The organism is Parasphingorhabdus sp., assembly GCF_039982395.1.
In the GTDB taxonomy this organism is placed as follows: Bacteria; Pseudomonadota; Alphaproteobacteria; order Sphingomonadales; family Sphingomonadaceae; genus Parasphingorhabdus.
The window spans coordinates 51478-68881 of the sequence record NZ_JBDWYO010000003.1; the positions used below are offsets into that span (position 1 = coordinate 51478).

Annotated in this window: 22 protein-coding genes; 11 read left to right on the forward strand and 11 right to left on the reverse strand. The window is 52.8% G+C overall.

Features of this window, described 5'->3' with window-relative positions; translation table 11 throughout:
• Positions 1-9 precede the first annotated feature (9 nt).
• Positions 10-1143, reverse strand: a complete 1134-nt coding sequence (locus ABJV08_RS06790) for a beta-ketoacyl-ACP synthase III (protein ID WP_348040312.1) — start codon at positions 1141-1143, stop codon at positions 10-12.
• 132 nt (positions 1144-1275) lie between these two features.
• Here ABJV08_RS06790 and ung point away from each other — a divergent pair, with 132 nt between their 5' ends.
• Positions 1276-2010 (forward strand): uracil-DNA glycosylase, encoded by a 735-nt coding sequence (gene ung / locus ABJV08_RS06795; RefSeq protein ID WP_348040313.1) that lies wholly within the window; start codon positions 1276-1278, stop codon positions 2008-2010.
• On the opposite strand, the gene ABJV08_RS06800 is transcribed toward ung, so the two are convergent.
• Genes ABJV08_RS06800 through ABJV08_RS06810 form a run of 3 tightly spaced genes read right to left on the reverse strand, consistent with a single transcriptional unit; the run spans position 1970 to position 3964 of the window.
• On the reverse strand, positions 1970-2344 hold the full coding sequence (locus tag ABJV08_RS06800; RefSeq protein WP_348040315.1) for a hypothetical protein: 375 nt from the start codon (positions 2342-2344) through the stop codon (positions 1970-1972). The two genes, ung and ABJV08_RS06800, sit on opposite strands and share 41 nt — an antisense overlap.
• Positions 2345-2394: 50 nt before the next feature.
• Complete coding sequence (locus ABJV08_RS06805; protein ID WP_348040316.1) at positions 2395-3360, reverse strand: alpha/beta hydrolase; 966 nt, start codon at positions 3358-3360, stop codon at positions 2395-2397.
• A 58-nt stretch (positions 3361-3418) separates the two neighbouring features.
• Positions 3419-3964: a pseudouridine synthase gene (locus ABJV08_RS06810; RefSeq protein WP_348040318.1), complete on the reverse strand. Its 546-nt coding sequence runs from the start codon at positions 3962-3964 to the stop codon at positions 3419-3421.
• 144 nt (positions 3965-4108) lie between these two features.
• On the opposite strand from ABJV08_RS06810, the gene ABJV08_RS06815 reads away from it, so the two are divergent.
• Positions 4109-5257, forward strand: a complete 1149-nt coding sequence (locus tag ABJV08_RS06815) for a cupin domain-containing protein (protein WP_348040320.1) — start codon at positions 4109-4111, stop codon at positions 5255-5257.
• A 75-nt stretch (positions 5258-5332) separates the two neighbouring features.
• Here ABJV08_RS06815 and ABJV08_RS06820 read toward each other — a convergent pair whose 3' ends face one another.
• Positions 5333-5539, reverse strand: coding sequence for a cold-shock protein (locus ABJV08_RS06820; RefSeq protein ID WP_089132154.1), 207 nt, complete (start codon positions 5537-5539; stop codon positions 5333-5335).
• A 228-nt stretch (positions 5540-5767) separates the two neighbouring features.
• Between ABJV08_RS06820 and ABJV08_RS06825 the strand changes: the two genes are divergently transcribed.
• The 3 genes from ABJV08_RS06825 to ABJV08_RS06835 are packed head-to-tail and all read left to right on the forward strand — an operon-like array spanning position 5768 to position 7302.
• The gene (locus ABJV08_RS06825; RefSeq protein ID WP_348040322.1) at positions 5768-6418 is read left to right on the forward strand and encodes a hypothetical protein; all 651 of its coding nucleotides are present in this window, start codon (positions 5768-5770) and stop codon (positions 6416-6418) included.
• A gap of 6 nt (positions 6419-6424) precedes the next feature.
• Entirely contained in the window at positions 6425-6853 is a 429-nt protein-coding gene (locus ABJV08_RS06830) for an ion channel (protein ID WP_348040324.1), read from the forward strand.
• Positions 6850-7302, forward strand: coding sequence for a DoxX family protein (locus ABJV08_RS06835; RefSeq protein WP_348040326.1), 453 nt, complete (start codon positions 6850-6852; stop codon positions 7300-7302). The genes ABJV08_RS06830 and ABJV08_RS06835 overlap by 4 nt, the downstream gene beginning before the upstream one ends.
• 101 nt (positions 7303-7403) lie before the next feature.
• On the opposite strand, the gene ABJV08_RS06840 is transcribed toward ABJV08_RS06835, so the two are convergent.
• Positions 7404-7814 (reverse strand): hypothetical protein, encoded by a 411-nt coding sequence (locus ABJV08_RS06840; protein ID WP_348040328.1) that lies wholly within the window; start codon positions 7812-7814, stop codon positions 7404-7406.
• Positions 7815-8096: 282 nt separating this feature from the next.
• Here ABJV08_RS06840 and ABJV08_RS06845 point away from each other — a divergent pair, with 282 nt between their 5' ends.
• The 4 genes from ABJV08_RS06845 (at position 8097) to ABJV08_RS06860 (ending at position 12701) form a co-directional block, all read left to right on the forward strand.
• Entirely contained in the window at positions 8097-8819 is a 723-nt protein-coding gene (locus tag ABJV08_RS06845; protein ID WP_348040330.1) for a LuxR C-terminal-related transcriptional regulator, read from the forward strand.
• Between the two features lie 190 nt (positions 8820-9009).
• The gene (locus tag ABJV08_RS06850; RefSeq protein WP_348040332.1) at positions 9010-10602 is read left to right on the forward strand and encodes an isocitrate lyase; all 1593 of its coding nucleotides are present in this window, start codon (positions 9010-9012) and stop codon (positions 10600-10602) included.
• A 199-nt stretch (positions 10603-10801) separates the two neighbouring features.
• Positions 10802-12262, forward strand: coding sequence for a S41 family peptidase (locus ABJV08_RS06855; RefSeq protein ID WP_348040334.1), 1461 nt, complete (start codon positions 10802-10804; stop codon positions 12260-12262).
• A gap of 1 nt (position 12263) precedes the next feature.
• Positions 12264-12701, forward strand: coding sequence for a hypothetical protein (locus tag ABJV08_RS06860; protein ID WP_348040336.1), 438 nt, complete (start codon positions 12264-12266; stop codon positions 12699-12701).
• A 3-nt stretch (positions 12702-12704) separates the two neighbouring features.
• Here ABJV08_RS06860 and ABJV08_RS06865 read toward each other — a convergent pair whose 3' ends face one another.
• From ABJV08_RS06865 to ABJV08_RS06880, 4 genes are all read right to left on the reverse strand, one after another.
• Positions 12705-13310 (reverse strand): N-acetyltransferase, encoded by a 606-nt coding sequence (locus tag ABJV08_RS06865; protein WP_348040338.1) that lies wholly within the window; start codon positions 13308-13310, stop codon positions 12705-12707.
• Complete coding sequence (locus ABJV08_RS06870) at positions 13208-13690, reverse strand: anthrone oxygenase family protein (RefSeq protein WP_348040340.1); 483 nt, start codon at positions 13688-13690, stop codon at positions 13208-13210. The genes ABJV08_RS06865 and ABJV08_RS06870 overlap by 103 nt, the downstream gene beginning before the upstream one ends.
• 3 nt (positions 13691-13693) lie before the next feature.
• On the reverse strand, positions 13694-14026 hold the full coding sequence (locus ABJV08_RS06875) for a DUF2834 domain-containing protein (RefSeq protein WP_348040342.1): 333 nt from the start codon (positions 14024-14026) through the stop codon (positions 13694-13696).
• Positions 14027-14142: 116 nt separating this feature from the next.
• Positions 14143-14709 carry a hypothetical protein gene (locus ABJV08_RS06880; RefSeq protein WP_348297219.1) on the reverse strand — a complete coding sequence of 189 codons (567 nt, stop codon included), beginning with the start codon at positions 14707-14709 and terminating at the stop codon, positions 14143-14145.
• 142 nt (positions 14710-14851) lie between these two features.
• Here ABJV08_RS06880 and ABJV08_RS06885 point away from each other — a divergent pair, with 142 nt between their 5' ends.
• Entirely contained in the window at positions 14852-15529 is a 678-nt protein-coding gene (locus ABJV08_RS06885) for a hypothetical protein (protein WP_348040346.1), read from the forward strand.
• Positions 15530-15719: 190 nt separating this feature from the next.
• Here the strand turns inward: ABJV08_RS06885 and ABJV08_RS06890 are convergent, their stop codons facing one another.
• Positions 15720-16712, reverse strand: a complete 993-nt coding sequence (locus tag ABJV08_RS06890; RefSeq protein ID WP_348040348.1) for a hypothetical protein — start codon at positions 16710-16712, stop codon at positions 15720-15722.
• Positions 16713-16832: 120 nt separating this feature from the next.
• On the opposite strand from ABJV08_RS06890, the gene ABJV08_RS06895 reads away from it, so the two are divergent.
• The gene (locus ABJV08_RS06895) at positions 16833-17282 is read left to right on the forward strand and encodes a GFA family protein (protein ID WP_348040350.1); all 450 of its coding nucleotides are present in this window, start codon (positions 16833-16835) and stop codon (positions 17280-17282) included.
• Positions 17283-17404 lie beyond the last annotated feature (122 nt).

Genomic DNA, 17404 nt, shown 5'->3' on the forward strand with positions numbered 1-17404 from the left:
TCCCCTTGATCACGCAACCTTGCGTATAAAAACCGTTCCGGCCGAATAGCCGGCACCAAATGAACAGATTAAACCCATGTCTCCATCTGCCAAATCTTCACTATGCTTGTGAAAAGCGATGATCGACCCGGCTGACGATGTATTTGCATATGTGTCGAGAACCGTCGGACTTTCATCATCACTGGCTTCATGGCCCAACACCCGCTGGGCAATAAGCCGGTTCATTCCAGCATTGGCCTGATGGAGCCAGAGTCGGCGCAGTCCGCCGGCTTCGATTCCAAGCCGTTCGGACTGTGCATTGATCATATTTGCGACCATCGGCACCACTTCCTTGAACACTTTGCGTCCTTCCTGAACGAACAGCTTATCCTTATCATCGCGGCTCTCCGGATTGGTGCGGTTGAGGAAACCGAAATTGTTCCGAATATTATTGGAAAACTGAGTTTTCAATTTCGTACCAACAATTTCCCAATGTTGGGCGGGCGCGATATTCTTGGCTTCGATCAAAATGGCCGTTGCAACATCCCCGAAAATGAAATGACTGTCCCGATCACGCCAATTGAGATGGCCGGAACAGATCTCCGGATTGATCACCAGCACCGACTTGGCGCTGCCTGACCTAATATAATCAGCGGCCGTCTGGATGCCGAATGTTGCAGAAGAACAAGCAACGTTCATATCGAAACCGAAGCCCTCTTCCATCCCGAGAGCATCCTGAATCTCTACCGCGATCGCAGGATAGGCCCGTTGCAGATTTGAACAAGCACACAGCACTGCATCGACATCTTCAGGCTTGCGCCCAGCCCGCTCCAGCGCTTGCAGCGCTGCTTTGACACCGATTTCGGCAAGAACTGAAATTTCTTCATTGGGACGTTCAGGCAAGCGGGGACACATTACTTCCGGGTCCAGGATCGGTTCCTTGGACAGCACGAACCGTGACTTAATACCCGAAGCTTTTTCGATAAACTCTACCGAACTATGCGGCGTTTCCGCCATTTCACCAGCAGCAATCGCGTCTGCATTTTGACGGTTATTGAGATCGGCATAAGCATTGAAGCTCGCAACAAGTTCTTCGTTGCTGATACTGTCTTCCGGCGTGAAGAGGCCGGTTGCGGAGATGACGGGAATATTGCTGTCGGTCATGGGGCTTTAAATTTCCTTGCTGCGCTTGCGCTTTCTGATGGCGCTTGATGCAATGGTAATCCTCCTTAGCGAAACTGGCAAGCGGGGTTGATCACGCTTTGCCTATCAATATTGCTTTGCTATCAGCCTCATATGCAAGATGGCGTGATACTGGATGACAGCTGGAAGATAGCTCTCGCGGATGGGTTTGCCAGCAACCATATGGCAGAATTAAACGAATTCCTCCTGCAAGAAAAAGCCGCAGGCAAACAAATCTATCCAAAAAATGACGAGTATTTTCGAGCGCTGGAGCTAACGCCCCTCAATCAGGTGCGTGTGGTCATATTGGGCCAGGACCCCTATCACGGACCGGGCCAAGCCCATGGCTTGAGCTTTAGCGTACAACCCGGCGTTCGCCCGCCGCCGTCGCTCGTCAATATCTACAAGGAACTCGAGCGTGATCTGGGACTGAACCGTCCAGCCCATGGATTTCTAGAACATTGGGCGCAGCAGGGCGTGCTGCTGCTCAACAGCGTGTTAACAGTGGAAATGGCCAAAGCCGCCTCACATCGCGGCAAGGGCTGGGAACCGTTTACCGATAAAGTTGTGCGCTTGATTGCTGCCAAGCCGGAACCGGTTGTATTTCTTCTGTGGGGCAGCCATGCGCAGAAAAAGGCAGCCTTTGTCAGAGACGCTGAACAGGGCGGACAGCATCTCGTGCTGCAAGCCCCCCATCCTTCTCCGCTCTCGGCCTATAAGGGCTTCTTCGGTTGCGGGCATTTCAGCAAAGCCAATGGCTTTCTGAAAGAACATGGAATGGCTCCCATTGACTGGAGCCTACCCGACATCAGTTTTGGATCGCAAGAAGCCCCTGATTTGTTTGGGTAATCAGGTCTTCCACATCGGCCAGAAGAGCAAGCTGATCGCTAGATAGCAAAATCTGCAAGTCTCCGGCGACATCAACCATGATTGCCGGCAGATCCAATGTTTTAACTATCGGGAACCGCTCTGGCGGATAGGCGCGGGAAAAATCCTGTCGATGATAGAATTGCACATCATGCGGCAAGCCATCCAGATATTTGCGCCACGGCTTGCGCATCGATACTGCGCCATAGCTGATCATACAGAGGCTACACGCATAAGTTTCGGGTCGGACGATCTTGTGCACCGCATCCATCAAAGATGATGCCCAGCCTTCATCGGCATTATAAACGATGATCAAGCTATCAATATGAGCGTCCGATTGAGGATTAGCTGAATGTGACATCCACTCTAGTTCGGCGCCGCGGCCTCCATTGTTACACCATCAATCCAGCTATCAATGTCGCGCGCGACCTGTTCTGGTGTTTCTTCCATCGGAAGATGGCCAGCATCTGCATAGGTAATCAGCTTGCTTCCCGGAATAGCGGTTTCAAAAGCTTTGGCATGGGATAAAGGAATGAGTGTGTCTTTCTCTCCCCACAGCAACAGAACCGGCATTTTCAATGTTCCCACTTCTGCCCATTTTTCCGGTTCGCGCGCTGTCTTTCCGCGATCCACCGCCGCTTTACGGTTTCCCGGAAAGCGCAACAATTCCCAATAACGATCGACCAACTCCTCGGTCAGTCGATCGGGTTGCGCAAAATTTTCTTCCAAGGATGACTTCACAAGAGAACGTGGTGTGATTTCCGGCAACAGCAATTGCCCAATGGATGATCGCGCCAGTCGCGCGCCAAGATAGAGCTCTCCCTTTTCCTCGACTTGCGCGCCTGATGCATCGATCAACACCAGCCCTACCGTGCGTTCTGGTACAGAAAGTCCCGCCCGCCAAGTCAGCCAGCCACCCATGCTATTGCCCACCCAATAAGCCTTTTCGACGCCGACAGCGTCCAAAACTTTGACCACGGTTGCGATATTGGTATCAGCATCGTAGCTTCCATCGGGATTGGGGCCGGTCAAACCATGGCCATATAGATCAAGTGAAATCAGGCGATATTTTTCGCCTAGCAACGCCACCAGCGGTTCCCAGGTCTGAAGCAGGCTGTTTGACCCGTGGATCAGCAGAAGCGCCGGGCCATCCTTATTGCCTTCATCCCGATAATGGATCTTTGCGCCATGGCCATCATCAAGAAAACGCGACGCTTCATTGCTGTATTTGGCAATCATCTCTGCGCGATCTGTGTCAGGCGTGCGGAAAAACAGAAAGGCCGCTCCTAAGAGGACCAACAATAGCAGGATGATACGGATCATCGTTTTCATGATTTACCTCGATCTGGATGGTTGATTTATAACGGAAAAGTGAGAAAATACCAGTGACTTAACCTTCCGTTCGCCATTGTCCGGGCTGCAGCCCCTCGAGCGACCAATCACCAATGTTCCAGCGAACTAGCCGCAAAGTGGGGTGACCCACGGCTGCGGTCATCCTGCGCACCTGTCTATTCCTGCCTTCACTGATGATTATCTTGAGCCAACAATCCGGCACGCTCTTGCGCACACGGATCGGGGGATCACGCGACCAAAGGTCCGGTTCGTCTATTCGTTCGACATTGGCGGGCCTTGTCAGACCGTCCTTCAATTCAACACCCTTCCGCAACATGTCGAGACTTTCTTCCGCAACGTCGCCTTCAACCTGCACGAGATAGACCTTTGGTGTCTTATATTTGGGATCGGATATGCGCGCCTGCAATTTTCCATCATCCGTGAGCATCATCAGCCCTTCACTATCCCGATCAAGCCGACCTGCAGGATAGACGCCGGGCATGTCTATAAAGTCAGACAACGTTGCACGCTTGGTTTCGCTCCCCCGGTCGGTGAATTGCGGCAACACGCCAAAGGGTTTGTTGAAAAGGATTAGTTTTGCCATGCTTCACTTTGGCAGTCGCGAACAAAATGAGCAACGTACCATAGCAATTGCGCGAATGACCCTGCCGCATTCCATCCTGAGAAGATTGCATGTTCCCTGATGCAATGACTACCGATGCATCGCGAATTTGTGTAACAACTTCCGATGCGATTCAACAATTTCGATATAAGCACTTTTCTGCGGGACTATTGGCAGAAGCGGCCGCTGTTGATCAGAAACCCCTGGCACTCTTGGGACAACCCTTTGTCACCAGATGAGCTTGCTGGATTGGCTTGCGAAGATCATGTTGAGTCGCGCCTGATCACGCAATCCAGCGAGGATTGGAATGCCGAACATGGCCCGTTGCCTGAGGCGCGCTTCGGAGAATTGGGAAAATCCCCCTGGTCCCTGCTCGTGCAAGCAGTTGATCATCATGCGCCAGATGTAGCTGCGCTGATTGAACCATTTCGGTTCATTCCCAATTGGAGGATCGATGACATTATGGTCAGCTATGCCAGTGATGGCGGCGGCGTCGGACCCCATTTTGACCATTATGATGTTTTCCTGATCCAGGGCCTTGGCCAACGAAGGTGGCAAATCGGCGGCATGTGCGATGATAGAACGCCTCTGCGCTCTCACGAAGACCTGCTGCTGCTTGCCGATTTCGATGTGGAAGATGAATGGATATTGGAACCGGGGGATATGCTCTATATTCCGCCCGGCATTGCTCACAACGGCGTGGCGGTTGGCAAGGATTGCATGACTTACAGCGTCGGTTTTCGTTCTCCATCGCGAAAGGAATTGATCGGGAATTGGTGTGATACGCTGCTACCGAACATGAATGATGATGATCGCTATTGCGATCCCGATTTGTCGAAACAAGAAAACCCCGGCGAAATCTCCGGGCATGCAATCAATCGACTGCACGCCTTGCTTACCGAGAAACTGACCGATCGAGCTGCTTTTGCGCGGTGGTTTGGCGAATATAGCAGCACAGCAAGATATCCCGAGACAGATTGGCGACCAGAAGAACCGATCGAAACCGAGCATTTGCGTGGCTTGTTAACCGCTGACAATCCATTGCTCCGCAACCCCGCTAGTCGCTTCTCCTTCATTCGTGAGGATGAGAACAAACTGCTGCTCTTTGTCGATGGGGAAAGCTTCAACTGCGCGGATGAAACTATCGCACTAGCAGAAAGGCTATGCGCTCAAGACCAATTCATAATCGATCCTGAGTGGCAGAAATCGGATGATGTGGTCAAGCTATTGGGCGAATTGTACAATCGCGGCAACCTATCCTTCGACTGGGGTTAAACCAGGTCTTGGAAAGTCAAAAAAGGGCAGGATTGCCATAGCAACCCCGCCCTTTCGATATTCGGTATGTAAGGCTTATGCCTGCTGTAGGTTTACAGCGGCTTTCTTGCCATTATTTCCGGTTTCAACGTCATATGTCAGCCGTTGCTCTTTTTCGAGAGTCTGCATGCCTGCAGCCTGAACTGCTGTGATGTGCACGAAGCTGTCATCGCCACCATCTTCAGGAGCAATGAAACCATAGCCCTTGTCGGTGTTGAAAAATTTTACGGTGCCTGTAGGCATAGTCTTATTCCTATTCATAACTTAATTATGCCCGATCATGCGAATTGCAGAACCGAACGGGATGGCCAACTTCGAGAAATGGGAAAAAGAGTATGCGACCTTGGGGGTTGCGAAACCATGATTTCGTCGTAACGCGATTTATTAGCTACCGCATCCATAGCAGCCTATTCGTCAATAAGCAAACACATGAATTTCAGCGGTTTCATGGACCGCATAAATTGTGTAGCAATGGCGGTTATGAAAAAGTCTATATTGAACATGTCGGTCGTGTTTTTGCTCTCTGTCCCTCTGGTAGCGTGCGATACGTCTCCAGCCCCGGCGCCGGAACCATCTCCTCAAGATTTGTTTTTCGAGCGTTTGAGCCTGCTTTGCGGCAAAGCATATGCTGGCACATTGGTGTCCGACCAGGAAGCCGATGCTGAGATGGTGGGAAAGCCAATGATTATGCACGCCGCTTCCTGCGACTTGAACGAAATACAGATTCCCTTCCATATCGCCGAAGGCCCAAGTGAATGGAACCGGTCCCGCACATGGTTCATCACCCGCACAGATAAGGGGCTGCGTCTGAAGCACCGGCACCGCCATGAAGACGGCAGCTTAGACAAGGTAACCAACTATGGCGGAGATACGGCTAGCGAGGGCACCGCGGACCGTCAGGATTTTCCGGTGGACGAAGAGTCCATTGCGTCATTCAAGGCCAATGGCCTTGATCAGTCAGTGACCAATATCTGGGCCGTTGAAGTGAGCGAACCAGGCCAAGGCGACGCTAAATTTTCTTATGAGTTGCGCCGGCCAAGTTCGGCCGGTGGACGGCATTTCAGGGTAGAATTCGACCTTTCCAAATCGATCGCTGTGCCTCCGCCTCCTTGGGGAGACTAAAACAATATGCTGGCGCAGCTTGCTGTCGGAACAGGAATGATCCTGTTGACTGTGTTGATCCACGGAATCGGGATATTTGGCTTGGGGCGATGGCTCCGGGTTGAGTCTCGGGAAGAAGCGGAGGAGAACCTCCACCCAATGTCGCCTCGAGGAATCGCTGTCACGCTTGGCTTGGTTCTGGGACTTTTCGTCCTTCACGGTATCGAAATCTGGTCTTATGCCATCGTATACCGGGTCGTCGATGCGATCCCCACTTTTGATCAAGCCATTTATTTCTCGACCATCACCTATTCCACCACCGGATATAATAGCGAAGGCCTCTCTCCCCAATGGCAAATGGTCGCAGCGATTGAAGGGCTCAACGGCTTTCTGCTTCTTGGTTGGTCCACGGCCTTTTTTGTCACCGTTATAGCTCGTATGAGAAGCAGCCGATGACAGAACCAGAAACCCGGAAGCGTGGGCTGTTTCGCTGGCTGCTGGCCATAATCTATTTAGTCGCCGGCATTCTGCACATCCGATCACCTGGTGGCTTTCTAGCGATCACACCCGATTGGGTACCTTTCCCCGAACAAGTCGTCCTGTTCACTGGTATCGCAGAGATTGCTGGCGCGGTTGGCTTAATCGTTCCAACCAAGATTATTCCAGGCCTTCGTTCCGCAGCTGGCATCGGCCTCGCCCTCTATGCGCTGTGTGTCTATCCCGCGAACATAAACCATGCGATCAACAATATTGCCATCGGCGGAGAAATAGCCGGTTGGATCTACCATGGCCCTCGCCTCGCCTTCCAGCCCGTGTTCATCTGGTGGGCTCTAGTCGCTGGCGGCGTTACAAACTGGCCATTCGGTAAAAAGCAAACAATCAAAGAAAATCATATTCAGGCTTAAGCGGCCTTCAAGTGCGGAATATTAACCTCGCGACGCAGGGCTGCCGGCATTTATGGAGATATATTGCATAGCTGCATGCTGCGGACACCCTATTGTTCTTGTCAGGAAAACCGTCCCTCAAACTGAAGAGAATTGGCGATGCAATCATCCAGCCATGCAGTAATACCGCTTTTCGTGGAATCTGAAATCAAAACAGGCATCGCATCCGCCGTATATTTGTTCGTATTTTTGAACAGTTTCTCTTGGCTCAGCAGGTAATTTACATATCGATCACACAAAGGCTCTGACATTCCAAGACGGCCTGCGATATCTTTGACAGAAGTCGATCTGTCTAAATATTCAGCAGTGAATAAGTCCAGCAAAATGTCCCAAGAAGCATCACCAAATTCGATGTCAGGAACATATTTAGACCTCTCGCTATTCCGTTTACTCATATAAATTGCGAGTTGGTAGCGCGATGCCTCCAGTTGAACGACTTTTCCCGTATCACCTTTGAAAATAAGGGTTTTCATCTTTGATCGCGTTCCTACGTCAGCCGTGGCTCTTGATAGAACCATGGTTAACATTGTGTAACAGCCTACTTTCAATTGGTCTTGTCACTGAATTGCGTTACATGTCTGTTACAAGTGTATCATGTTGCCGGTAAAACAGAGCCTTGGTTAGGCTTAGCCCTTAATTTACCGCGATCGGTGCTTAAACCTCAACCTTTCCAAACCAGACGTTGTGTAGCGAGATTGCGTGACAGATTACGAAAACTTGACCAGGCGAACGTATATTGTGGGGTGTAACTGAAGATGAGTTTTGAACGTGACTTACTGCGCCTGAATGAGAAGGAATCACCATCTCAACTTTGGGCTTTTTGCGTCAAAACAGGCAGAAGTTTAGGGTTCAGAGCGACAATCTATGCATGCCCTCCTCCTCACAAAAAGCCCACGCACAAAGATACAATTATAAGATATCGAGGCATGAGCGACGCGGAGTTCCAAAAGTTTGCGGTCGAAGGCTTGGTGGCCCAAGGCCATCTCACAACCTCGAATAGCATTACAAATGCCAAGGCTATTCGCTGGCTCGATTTGGCCCAGTTAACGCCAGAAAAGGCTCGGTTTACCGAACTCAAAATCGATGCCAACAGACAGGGCATTGACGATGGCTGGCTCTTTCCTCTTTTTGGCCCACAGGCCAGAGTTGGATTGGCGTCTCTGGGCTTGCCCAATCAAGCCGATTTGATGCGAACGGAAATTGGAGATAAATTTCAGATCTTTGCACAAATGGCCCATTTGCGCTTTTGCCAGCTGACCCCAGACCAATTCGAGATTGAAAAACCACTGTCTCGACGAGAAATGCAGATCGTGGCGTTGGTTGCCATGGGAAAATCAAATTCCGAAATTGGCATGATCCTGAATATTTCGGAAAACTCGATCGACACCTATATGCGACGAGCATTTATCAAACTTGATGTGCATGACCGGACGTCTGCTGCGGTGAAGGCTATTTCCTTGGATATCATCAGGACCTAGCAGCATTCAGCATTTTGTAAATAAGTTTACAGTAATACAAAAATATGATGCGTTTTCTCGACATTGCGACTCGAAAATTTACAAAACTTTCTGGCTTAACCTCGCATTATCCCGCAGACATTCCCTCAGACGCTGCAAATATTTTGACAGCATTATCGATAACCGCCTCCCCAGATTAAGGAAGACGCACATGTCATATCAAGATTTTAAACGCTCAGCAGACAATCTTATTAAAGACCAAAATGGCGCATGGACCGGTATCGATGCCGAATCCGTTGCCCGGATGCAATTGCAAAACCGGTTCAAAACTGGTCTCGACATTGCCAAATATACCGCCGCTATCATGCGCGAAGACATGGCAGCTTATGATGCCGACAGCTCACAATATACCCAGTCTCTAGGTTGCTGGCATGGATTTATCGCGCAACAAAAAATGATTTCAATCAAGAAGCATTTTGGCGACACAAAACGCCGCTACCTATACCTTTCTGGCTGGATGGTTGCAGCCTTGCGTAGTGAATTTGGTCCCCTTCCTGATCAGTCGATGCATGAAAAAACCTCTGTTCCTGCATTGATCGAAGAACTTTACACCTTTCTCCGTCAAGCGGATGCCCGCGAGTTAAACCTGCTGTTCCGCGACGTTGATGCGGCTCGTGATGCTGGTGATACAGCGGCGGAAAAAGCGGCGATGGACAAGGTTGAAAATTTCCAGACCCATGTTGTTCCGATCATTGCCGACATCGACGCTGGCTTCGGTAACGCGGAAGCCACTTACTTACTCGCCAAGAAGATGATTGAAGCGGGCGCCTGCGCTTTGCAGATCGAAAACCAAGTTTCGGATGAGAAGCAATGTGGTCACCAAGACGGCAAGGTTACGGTACCGCACGAAGACTTTATCGCTAAAATCCGAGCCTGTCGCTATGCCTTCCTGGAACTGGGCGTAACCGATGGCATCATCGTCACCCGCACAGATTCGCTTGGCGCTGGCCTGACCAAACAGATTGCGGTTTCCAACGAACCTGGCGATCTCGGCGACCAATATAACAGCTTCCTTGATTGCGAGGAAATCGATCCCGCTACCGCCCAAAATGGCGATGTCATCTTGAACCGCGACGGCAAGCTGATGCGTCCGAAGCGCCTGGCTTCCAACTTGTTCCAGTTCAAATCCGGAACCGGTGAAGACCGCTGTGTTCTAGACAGTATCACCTCATTGCAAAATGGCGCTGACCTGTTGTGGATCGAAACCGAGAAACCTCATGTTGAACAGATTGCCGGCATGATGGATCGGGTCCGTGAAGTCGTTCCAAATGCAAAGCTGGTTTATAACAATTCGCCTTCATTCAACTGGACACTGAATTTCCGTCAGCAGGTTTTTGATGCGATGGCTTCAGAAGGGCTTGATGTTTCCGAATATGATCGTGACGATCTGATGGATGCCAAATATGATGACACCGAGCTTGGCGAAGCGGCTGACAAGCGTATCCGCACCTTCCAGGCCGATGGTTCGAAACGCGCTGGCATTTTCCACCATCTGATCACGCTACCGACCTACCACACGGCTGCTCTGTCGACCGACAATCTGGCGAAGGAATATTTCGGAGAGGCTGGCATGCTGGGTTACGTTCTTGGCGTGCAGCGCAAAGAAATCCGCGAAGGCATTGCCTGCGTGAAGCATCAGAATATGTCCGGCAGCGATATCGGCGATGATCACAAGGAATATTTCGCCGGTGATGCCGCCCTGAAAGCTGGCGGTGCGCACAACACGATGAACCAGTTCGGTTAATCAACAGATAGGTCGGGTGCCCCTACCCCCTTGGGGGCACTTGACCAAACCAGTTTTCCTGGGGAGGAAAAAACTATCCGTCGGCAGCAATGTCGGCGGATTTTTTGTGTAAACAGATGTCCGGAACGCTATCCGGGCCGATCATATTGGGTTAAGGCTGTAGGGTCTAACTTTCTTCCTGTTTAGTTTTGGGGACATCATGGCCTTGCGAAAATCCGGTTCGATATTGGCGTTAGCAGCGCTGTTGGCATCCTGCGGCGGCGGTGGTGGTAGCAATAACAATACGGTTAGCTTGCCACCAGGCGGGGGCGGAGCAACGCCAGCACCCTCTCCGACAAGTTCCACTTGCTCGCTCCAAAATCGTCAAAACTGGGCCTTCAGCCAGATCAACGAATGGTATCTTTTTCCGGAAACCTTGCCAGCGAGTCTCGACCCTGCGCCTTATGCAACGGTCAAAGATTATATCGACGCCCTCACGGCGACGGCCCGCAGTCAGGGACGGGATCGTTTTTTCACCTTCGTTACATCAATTGCCGACGAGAATGCCTTTCTCAATTCCGGTGCGACGGCTGGCTTTGGTATCCGGTTAAGCTATGACAGCGCTGCCTCCCGTGTGTTCATTCTCGATGCCTTCGAAGGCGCACCTGCTTTGGCGGCCGGACTTGATCGCGGCGCCGAGTTGCTGGCGATTGGCACAAGCACTGCCAATCTCGAGACGGTAAGCTCGCTCTTTGCAAGCGGCGGAGCCAACGCGGTCAGCACTGCTTTGGGCCCCTCTACCGCAGGCACCAGTCGCGTTCTGCGCTTCCGCGATGCAGCGGGCGTTGAATCCACAACCACCATCACCAAAGCCGACTATGACATCCAGCCAATCTCTCCGCGCTATGGCGTGCAGATTATCGACAATGGCGGCACGATGGTCGGCTATATCAATTTACGCACCTTTATCGACAGCGCGGAACAGCAGCTTCGCGATGCCTTCCAGCAATTCCGCGATGCCGGGGTGACCGAGCTGGTTGTCGATCTACGCTATAATGGCGGCGGACTGGTAAGGACCGCTGAGCTGTTCGCCGATTTGCTGGGCCGGGACCGCTTCACCAACGAGGTCCAGTCGATCACCCGATTCCGCGCTAGCAAATCATCCAACAACCAGACCCGCAATTTCCAGACAAACGCCCAGTCGATCGCCCCGACCAGGATGGCGTTCATCACCACCGGCGGTTCGGCATCGGCCAGCGAGCTGGTGATCAACGCTATGATCCCTTATCACGACGCCAATATGGCGCTGATCGGCAGCGACACTTTCGGCAAGCCGGTGGGTCAAGTCGGTCTTGATCGTGCTGCGTGCGACGACCGTATCCGGATCCTCGCCTTCGCCACCGAGAATGCCGATGGCAACGCCGACTATTTTACCGGTCTCGCCAGCTCCCTTACCAACAGCTGTCAGGCGCCCGACGATATCACGCTACCGCTGGGCGACCCGGGTGAAGCATCGACAGCGCAGGCTCTCGGTTTCCTCTCCGGCGCGGCCTGCACCCCGATCAGCAGCGCGGCCAGTGGCAATATTGCCGGACAGCGCGAGCCGATGACCCTGCCCCGCGAGATGCTGATGCCGGAGCAACCCACCCCGGCCCAACGCGAGGTGCCGGGCGCTTTCTGATATGCCCTTCGCGCCTGCCGATCACCGTCTGATGGAAGCCAGTATCGAAGCATTGGGCGACCGTTATGACGGGATGGCCGGCGCCTTGTTCAACCAATATATCGCCGACCATCCGCACCATGCCCCGGTCTTCCTCAACCCCGATGCCGCGCAAGAGCGGATGACCCGGGAGACGCTGGAGGTGATGCTGGGTCTCGCGGCAGACGAAAATTGGGTCGATCATACGGTCACCAACTTCATCGACCTGCATCACAATTATGCCGATTTCACGCCGGAAGATTATGCCAGCTGGTTCGCCCTGGTCATCACCATAATGGCCGAGCGCGCCGGTTCCGACTGGCCCGATGGCGCCAGCGCCGCATGGCAGCGACAGGCGGATGGACTGGTCGCCAAAGTCGCCGCGGTCGAGCGCAATGATGAGGTCCCGACGCGGTCATAAATCTCATCCCGCCCCATAGAATAAGGGATGAAAGGCCACCACGGCCTTCGGTTCCTGCACCCGCAACGGGAGTATCTGATAATAAGCAGCCGGTTCGCCTTCCGGGCAGAGATCGGAAAATACCCGAAAGCCGAAGCGGCTGTAATAGGCCGGATTGCCGGTCAGCACACAGCCTGCCGCATCACGTTCGCGCAGCATGGCGATCCCCGCCTCGATCAGCTGACTGCCGATATGCTGCGCCTGCAAATCCGGTTCAACCGCCACCGGACCCAGTGCATACCATCCGGTAGAACCATCGGCAGCAAAAGCCTTGGTAAAGGTCACCTGCCCGACGACCGCGCCGCCCTGTTCCGCAACCAGAGAAATCTCCAGCGCCCCGGCATCCCGGAACCGGTTGATCAAGTCCTGCTCGTCGCCACCAGCATAGTCCATCGGCGCAAAAGCGCGTTTGGTGATATCATAGATCGCGGCCTGATCGGCGGGCGTTTCGGGGCGGATGACAAGGCTCATCGCGCCGCAATCCCGGCGATCAGCAGGATTAGCGCCACCGTGCAGCTGATCGTCCGGACATGGTTCCACGGCAACCAGCGCTGCATATAGCGCCGCCACATCGCCTCTGCTTCCGGCCCGTTGGCGTCAATCGCCTCAAGAGCATTGTTCAGCGGCACATTGCCGACCATCGTCACCACCGACATGCCCAGAACATAAAGCGCCCCGCCGCCAACCATCTGCCACGCGCCAGCACTGCCCCATTGCATCACGCCAAAGACCGCGAGCAACAGGCAGGCCAGACTGCTCAGAAAGAACAGCGGCAGAAACAACGACCGCACTATGATCCGGTTGATCGACTGCATCGCCAGCATGCCGATCGGTCGCCCCGCGGCGTCTAGCGCCTGCAGGACAAAGGCGGAAAAGGTGAAATAGACCCCCGCCATGATCCCGACCGAGATCGTAGCGAACCAGAGCGTTGCGGTGATCACCTGTTCCATATTTTAGACCTCCCGTTGCTTCATCTGGCGCATCCGCAACAGCAGATAGAGCGCAAAGCCGACGGCGACACCGGGGACGATGCCCAGCACAGCGCAAATCCAACCATGACGAATATCCAAAGTCTTTGCTTCATAAGCAATCCAGGCGGCCAATATCACCCAGCAGGCCAGCACATCGGACGAATAGCCGCTGGCATAAGGATTGACGAACCCGGCGGCAAAAGCGCCGACAACATCGGGCTCGGCGATCTGGGGCGGGATCACCAGCATGATGAATATCCCGAGAAACACCGCAGCAGCGGCGATGATCGTGGCTTTAAACAATGGTTCGCTCATAATATCATCTCTCTCCTATTGCCCGCCTGTTCCCGGTGGACCGGCCGGCAAGCTAGGCCGGAAGCGCCGCGATGGCAAATCACGCCCTGCTCCGAACTTTACACAATCGCGCGCTTTTATTTTCTGTCACCTTCCAGCCCCTCGCCCCCATCCTCCTCCGGCGGCAGCATCCGGTCAAGCCGCCCGAGCAGTGTCAAAAGCGCGCTATTGTCCGCTTTCCTGACCGTCCCGACATAGCGGCCGCCGCGCAGGACGGGCCGGTAGCTGCCTTGCTGTATCCGCTGGAACAGCGTTTCTAGTGTAACCTTTCGCCGCTGACCTACCGGCACACCCATTATCATATCCCAGGCCGCAACAAATTCCTCGGCACCGGGCTTGCGGCGGAGCCGATAAGCGCTGTCGCGGCTCATCCCGACCAGCGCCGCCGCCTTTTTGACGCAACGGGTCTGCGCCAGCAGGCCGATAAATTCCGCCTGCCGGACCGGTGACCAGCCGTCGACACGCGCGCGCAGGGGGACGGGCGTGAACGCAGGGATGCGGGAGATGCGGCGTTCTTGCACAGAACGGCTGCGGGGGGCTAGGCGGGAGGTTGGATGATCGGAGGGCATGGCGCGGATTAAGGCATGGATGGGGTCGTGTAGGAAAGGGATTTTTAGCCTATCGCCGGTTTGATTCACGCCCAACCCCGATCCCGCCTTTAAGTTGTTTTCTTTTGCCAGAAGTCTAAGTTCTAAGCGATCGTAAGTGATAACGAACGCGGGATAAGCGGCAGAATTTTGGTAACCGGGATGTAGCAGATCAACAGGGAGAACAGGAATGTTGGGAATGCATGACAAAGAAAAACGCGCGCAGGTCGAGTTTTTCATAAAAAATTCTGTGTTGATCATAGGCGCTATTGTCGCGCTGCTGTTTGGAACGGCTCATTGGGCCAAATCTGATCTGGAACAAACATTGAAAGCCAAGTTAATTGGCGACACCGACATCTTGTCCCTTGACCACAACAGATATGCCACAGGGCCTGAGGAAGGTGAATTTTGCTACGTCAGAGGCAGTTATAATATAACAAACACAGGCGCCTATCCGTTTACCGTCGAGAGTGTCACCATTGAACTATATGAGCTGCCGTTCATTACGACCAATCAATTGAGCACTGAAGGACCCACGTCTTACACGCTTTCAGAACGGCTGCAAAAGGGCAGCAAATTTGCAGCCATACCCGTCGGCAAGCCGATTGTACTGCCGATACACGAACAATTTGGTTTGAAAAATGAGCTGCAAAGATCATTCGGCTTCATTGTTCCAATGACCAACGACGTTGGCGGCCACAGCAAATTCAGCAATTATATCGTCGTGGCCAATGCCAAAGCGTATATTGAGTCCGAAGCCAACTCGCTAGCCGATCGGCTGGCAAGTTTCATTTCCGGTTCGATCAACATCGCATTCAAGCCCAATGATCTCAAGCATATCACGAAATCGATGAACATTTGCCAACCCCCACTATAGCCAGCGCGACAATCAAACACGGAGGGCCCGCAATCGACCGCCATTTCCGACGACGTCAAAAACGGGGTAGCAATCCCATGGTTGCTTCACAGGCCATCGCAGAAAAACGAGTGATCGAGTATATTGGGCGCGTGATGCCTTTGGTTTGTGTTTAAAGAATTAGTGCGCTGTTACCGTAATTCGTTCTTAATCAGCCGATTGTACCGAGCGGGCCTTCACCAATTGTCGCACAAATTCGTTTATGAAGCTTTGTCTTTAGTTCTTGCGATGTCTTCCATACTATGTGGTTAAATTGCCGAGTATCAAAGTGGACTTCGTTTATCATGTCCTCCCGGCAACACCAAACAACATCCATTCCGAGACCAAGCGCCAAGCCAGCTTCAAAATATACTCCTCCCCTTGGGGACTTCGGAGCCGACGTGAAATCTGCGACCAGAAAACGAGATCGCTTGATTTCAGCTACGATCTCATCATCGATTTTGTTTAAGTGCTCTTTTTGATCTATCCGAATGGGGCGATAACCCGCCATTCTTATACTAGGGTCGAACCCCTCCGAAAAAACTTTGTCCATTGAGGCGTCAAACCACATCGCCACAAAGACCTGTTCGTTAACTGGGTTGACCCGTTCCTTTTCAATTCGAGAGTAGCCTAACGGCGTAACAATCAAAGTTGGTGGTGATCCGCCGTCCTCGAATTTAACTAGTTTATCCGCTTCAAGCATTTCAAGAAGATAAGCCAATTCTGCATACTTGATTGAATCTGACCACGCATACAATTCATCGGTCCTAAAGCCCGTATCTACCGACAGATTCTTGTTTACGTCAGCGGGATAAATCCCGTATTCGCTAGGAAATCTGATTTTGGCTCCAAGATACGTAGATATTTTAGCCAAATACCGCAGCAATCTAACCGCTCGTTGAGAAGGTAAAGAAGGCTTTGCCAGTCGGGCTTGGTCCAATGTCGAAGATCCAATTTCCAGCGTGGCGCCAGACATCAAATTTGAGACTATCTCGTGGGTGAGTCTTACCTTCGATTGATCATCGAGATTTTTCAACAATGCGAACGCGGTACCCGTTAGAAAATAGTTTCCACCAGCACGGGGAGAAAAATATCCTGAACCATCACGACCTAAATATTCCTGAAGTTCGTACGCTGGTGTTCCCCAAATAGGACATTCGATCATCGCTCCACCTCACCCCAGGCCTTCTCAGCCAGATCACTCCCTCTACCCTAATATTACCTCATGCAAAAGCAATCAGCATTTGATACCCTCGCCCAACCCACCACAACAGGAGGCCCCACCATGACCACCACCAAACCCACCCAACGCCAAGGCCACTGTCTCTGCGGCGCCATCACCATCACTGCCGCGCAGGCCGTCAGCCATGTCGATTCCTGTCATTGCCGGATGTGCCGGCGCTGGGGTGGCGGGCCGTTTGTGGAGATTGATTGCGGGACCGATGTGGTGATTGACGGGGCGGATAAGATGACCGTCTATAGCTCGTCGGAATGGGCGGAGCGGGCCTTTTGCGGGGATTGCGGCTCGCATCTCTTCTATCGGCTGAAAGGTTCGAGCGAGCATATGGTCTGTGCCGGGCTGTTCGACGACGCGACCGACAAGGACGACGGGCTGGCCCTCCGCCGGCAGGTGTTTATCGACGAAAAGCCCTCTTATTACAGCTTTGCCGGGGATAGCGAGATGCTGACCGGTGCGGAGCTGTTTGCGCAGGCTGGTGTGGAGCCACAGGACTAGAGACGGCTTAGGCGTGCTGGGATGCCTTGAGGCGCATTAGGACGCTCGCCCTGCCCCTGCCCCAAAAGCCATATTCAGCATTGGCTCAGGCGCGCTTAGCTAGTCTCCATAAAAATGGAGAT

Coding starts and splice junctions, on each gene's coding strand:
- ABJV08_RS06850 (WP_348040332.1), top strand. CDS start 9,010: ATGTCATATCAAGATTTTAAACGCTCAGCAGACAATCTTATTAAAGAC.
- ABJV08_RS06890 (WP_348040348.1), bottom strand. CDS start 16,712: ATGATCGAATGTCCTATTTGGGGAACACCAGCGTACGAACTTCAGGAA.
- ABJV08_RS06835 (WP_348040326.1), top strand. CDS start 6,850: ATGACAGAACCAGAAACCCGGAAGCGTGGGCTGTTTCGCTGGCTGCTG.
- ung (WP_348040313.1), top strand. CDS start 1,276: ATGCAAGATGGCGTGATACTGGATGACAGCTGGAAGATAGCTCTCGCG.
- ABJV08_RS06790 (WP_348040312.1), bottom strand. CDS start 1,143: ATGACCGACAGCAATATTCCCGTCATCTCCGCAACCGGCCTCTTCACG.
- ABJV08_RS06870 (WP_348040340.1), bottom strand. CDS start 13,690: ATGGAACAGGTGATCACCGCAACGCTCTGGTTCGCTACGATCTCGGTC.
- ABJV08_RS06845 (WP_348040330.1), top strand. CDS start 8,097: ATGAGTTTTGAACGTGACTTACTGCGCCTGAATGAGAAGGAATCACCA.
- ABJV08_RS06860 (WP_348040336.1), top strand. CDS start 12,264: ATGCCCTTCGCGCCTGCCGATCACCGTCTGATGGAAGCCAGTATCGAA.
- ABJV08_RS06875 (WP_348040342.1), bottom strand. CDS start 14,026: ATGAGCGAACCATTGTTTAAAGCCACGATCATCGCCGCTGCTGCGGTG.
- ABJV08_RS06895 (WP_348040350.1), top strand. CDS start 16,833: ATGACCACCACCAAACCCACCCAACGCCAAGGCCACTGTCTCTGCGGC.
- ABJV08_RS06830 (WP_348040324.1), top strand. CDS start 6,425: ATGCTGGCGCAGCTTGCTGTCGGAACAGGAATGATCCTGTTGACTGTG.
- ABJV08_RS06825 (WP_348040322.1), top strand. CDS start 5,768: ATGGCGGTTATGAAAAAGTCTATATTGAACATGTCGGTCGTGTTTTTG.
- ABJV08_RS06855 (WP_348040334.1), top strand. CDS start 10,802: ATGGCCTTGCGAAAATCCGGTTCGATATTGGCGTTAGCAGCGCTGTTG.
- ABJV08_RS06810 (WP_348040318.1), bottom strand. CDS start 3,964: ATGGCAAAACTAATCCTTTTCAACAAACCCTTTGGCGTGTTGCCGCAA.
- ABJV08_RS06815 (WP_348040320.1), top strand. CDS start 4,109: ATGCGATTCAACAATTTCGATATAAGCACTTTTCTGCGGGACTATTGG.
- ABJV08_RS06885 (WP_348040346.1), top strand. CDS start 14,852: ATGCATGACAAAGAAAAACGCGCGCAGGTCGAGTTTTTCATAAAAAAT.
- ABJV08_RS06805 (WP_348040316.1), bottom strand. CDS start 3,360: ATGAAAACGATGATCCGTATCATCCTGCTATTGTTGGTCCTCTTAGGA.
- ABJV08_RS06840 (WP_348040328.1), bottom strand. CDS start 7,814: ATGAAAACCCTTATTTTCAAAGGTGATACGGGAAAAGTCGTTCAACTG.
- ABJV08_RS06820 (WP_089132154.1), bottom strand. CDS start 5,539: ATGCCTACAGGCACCGTAAAATTTTTCAACACCGACAAGGGCTATGGT.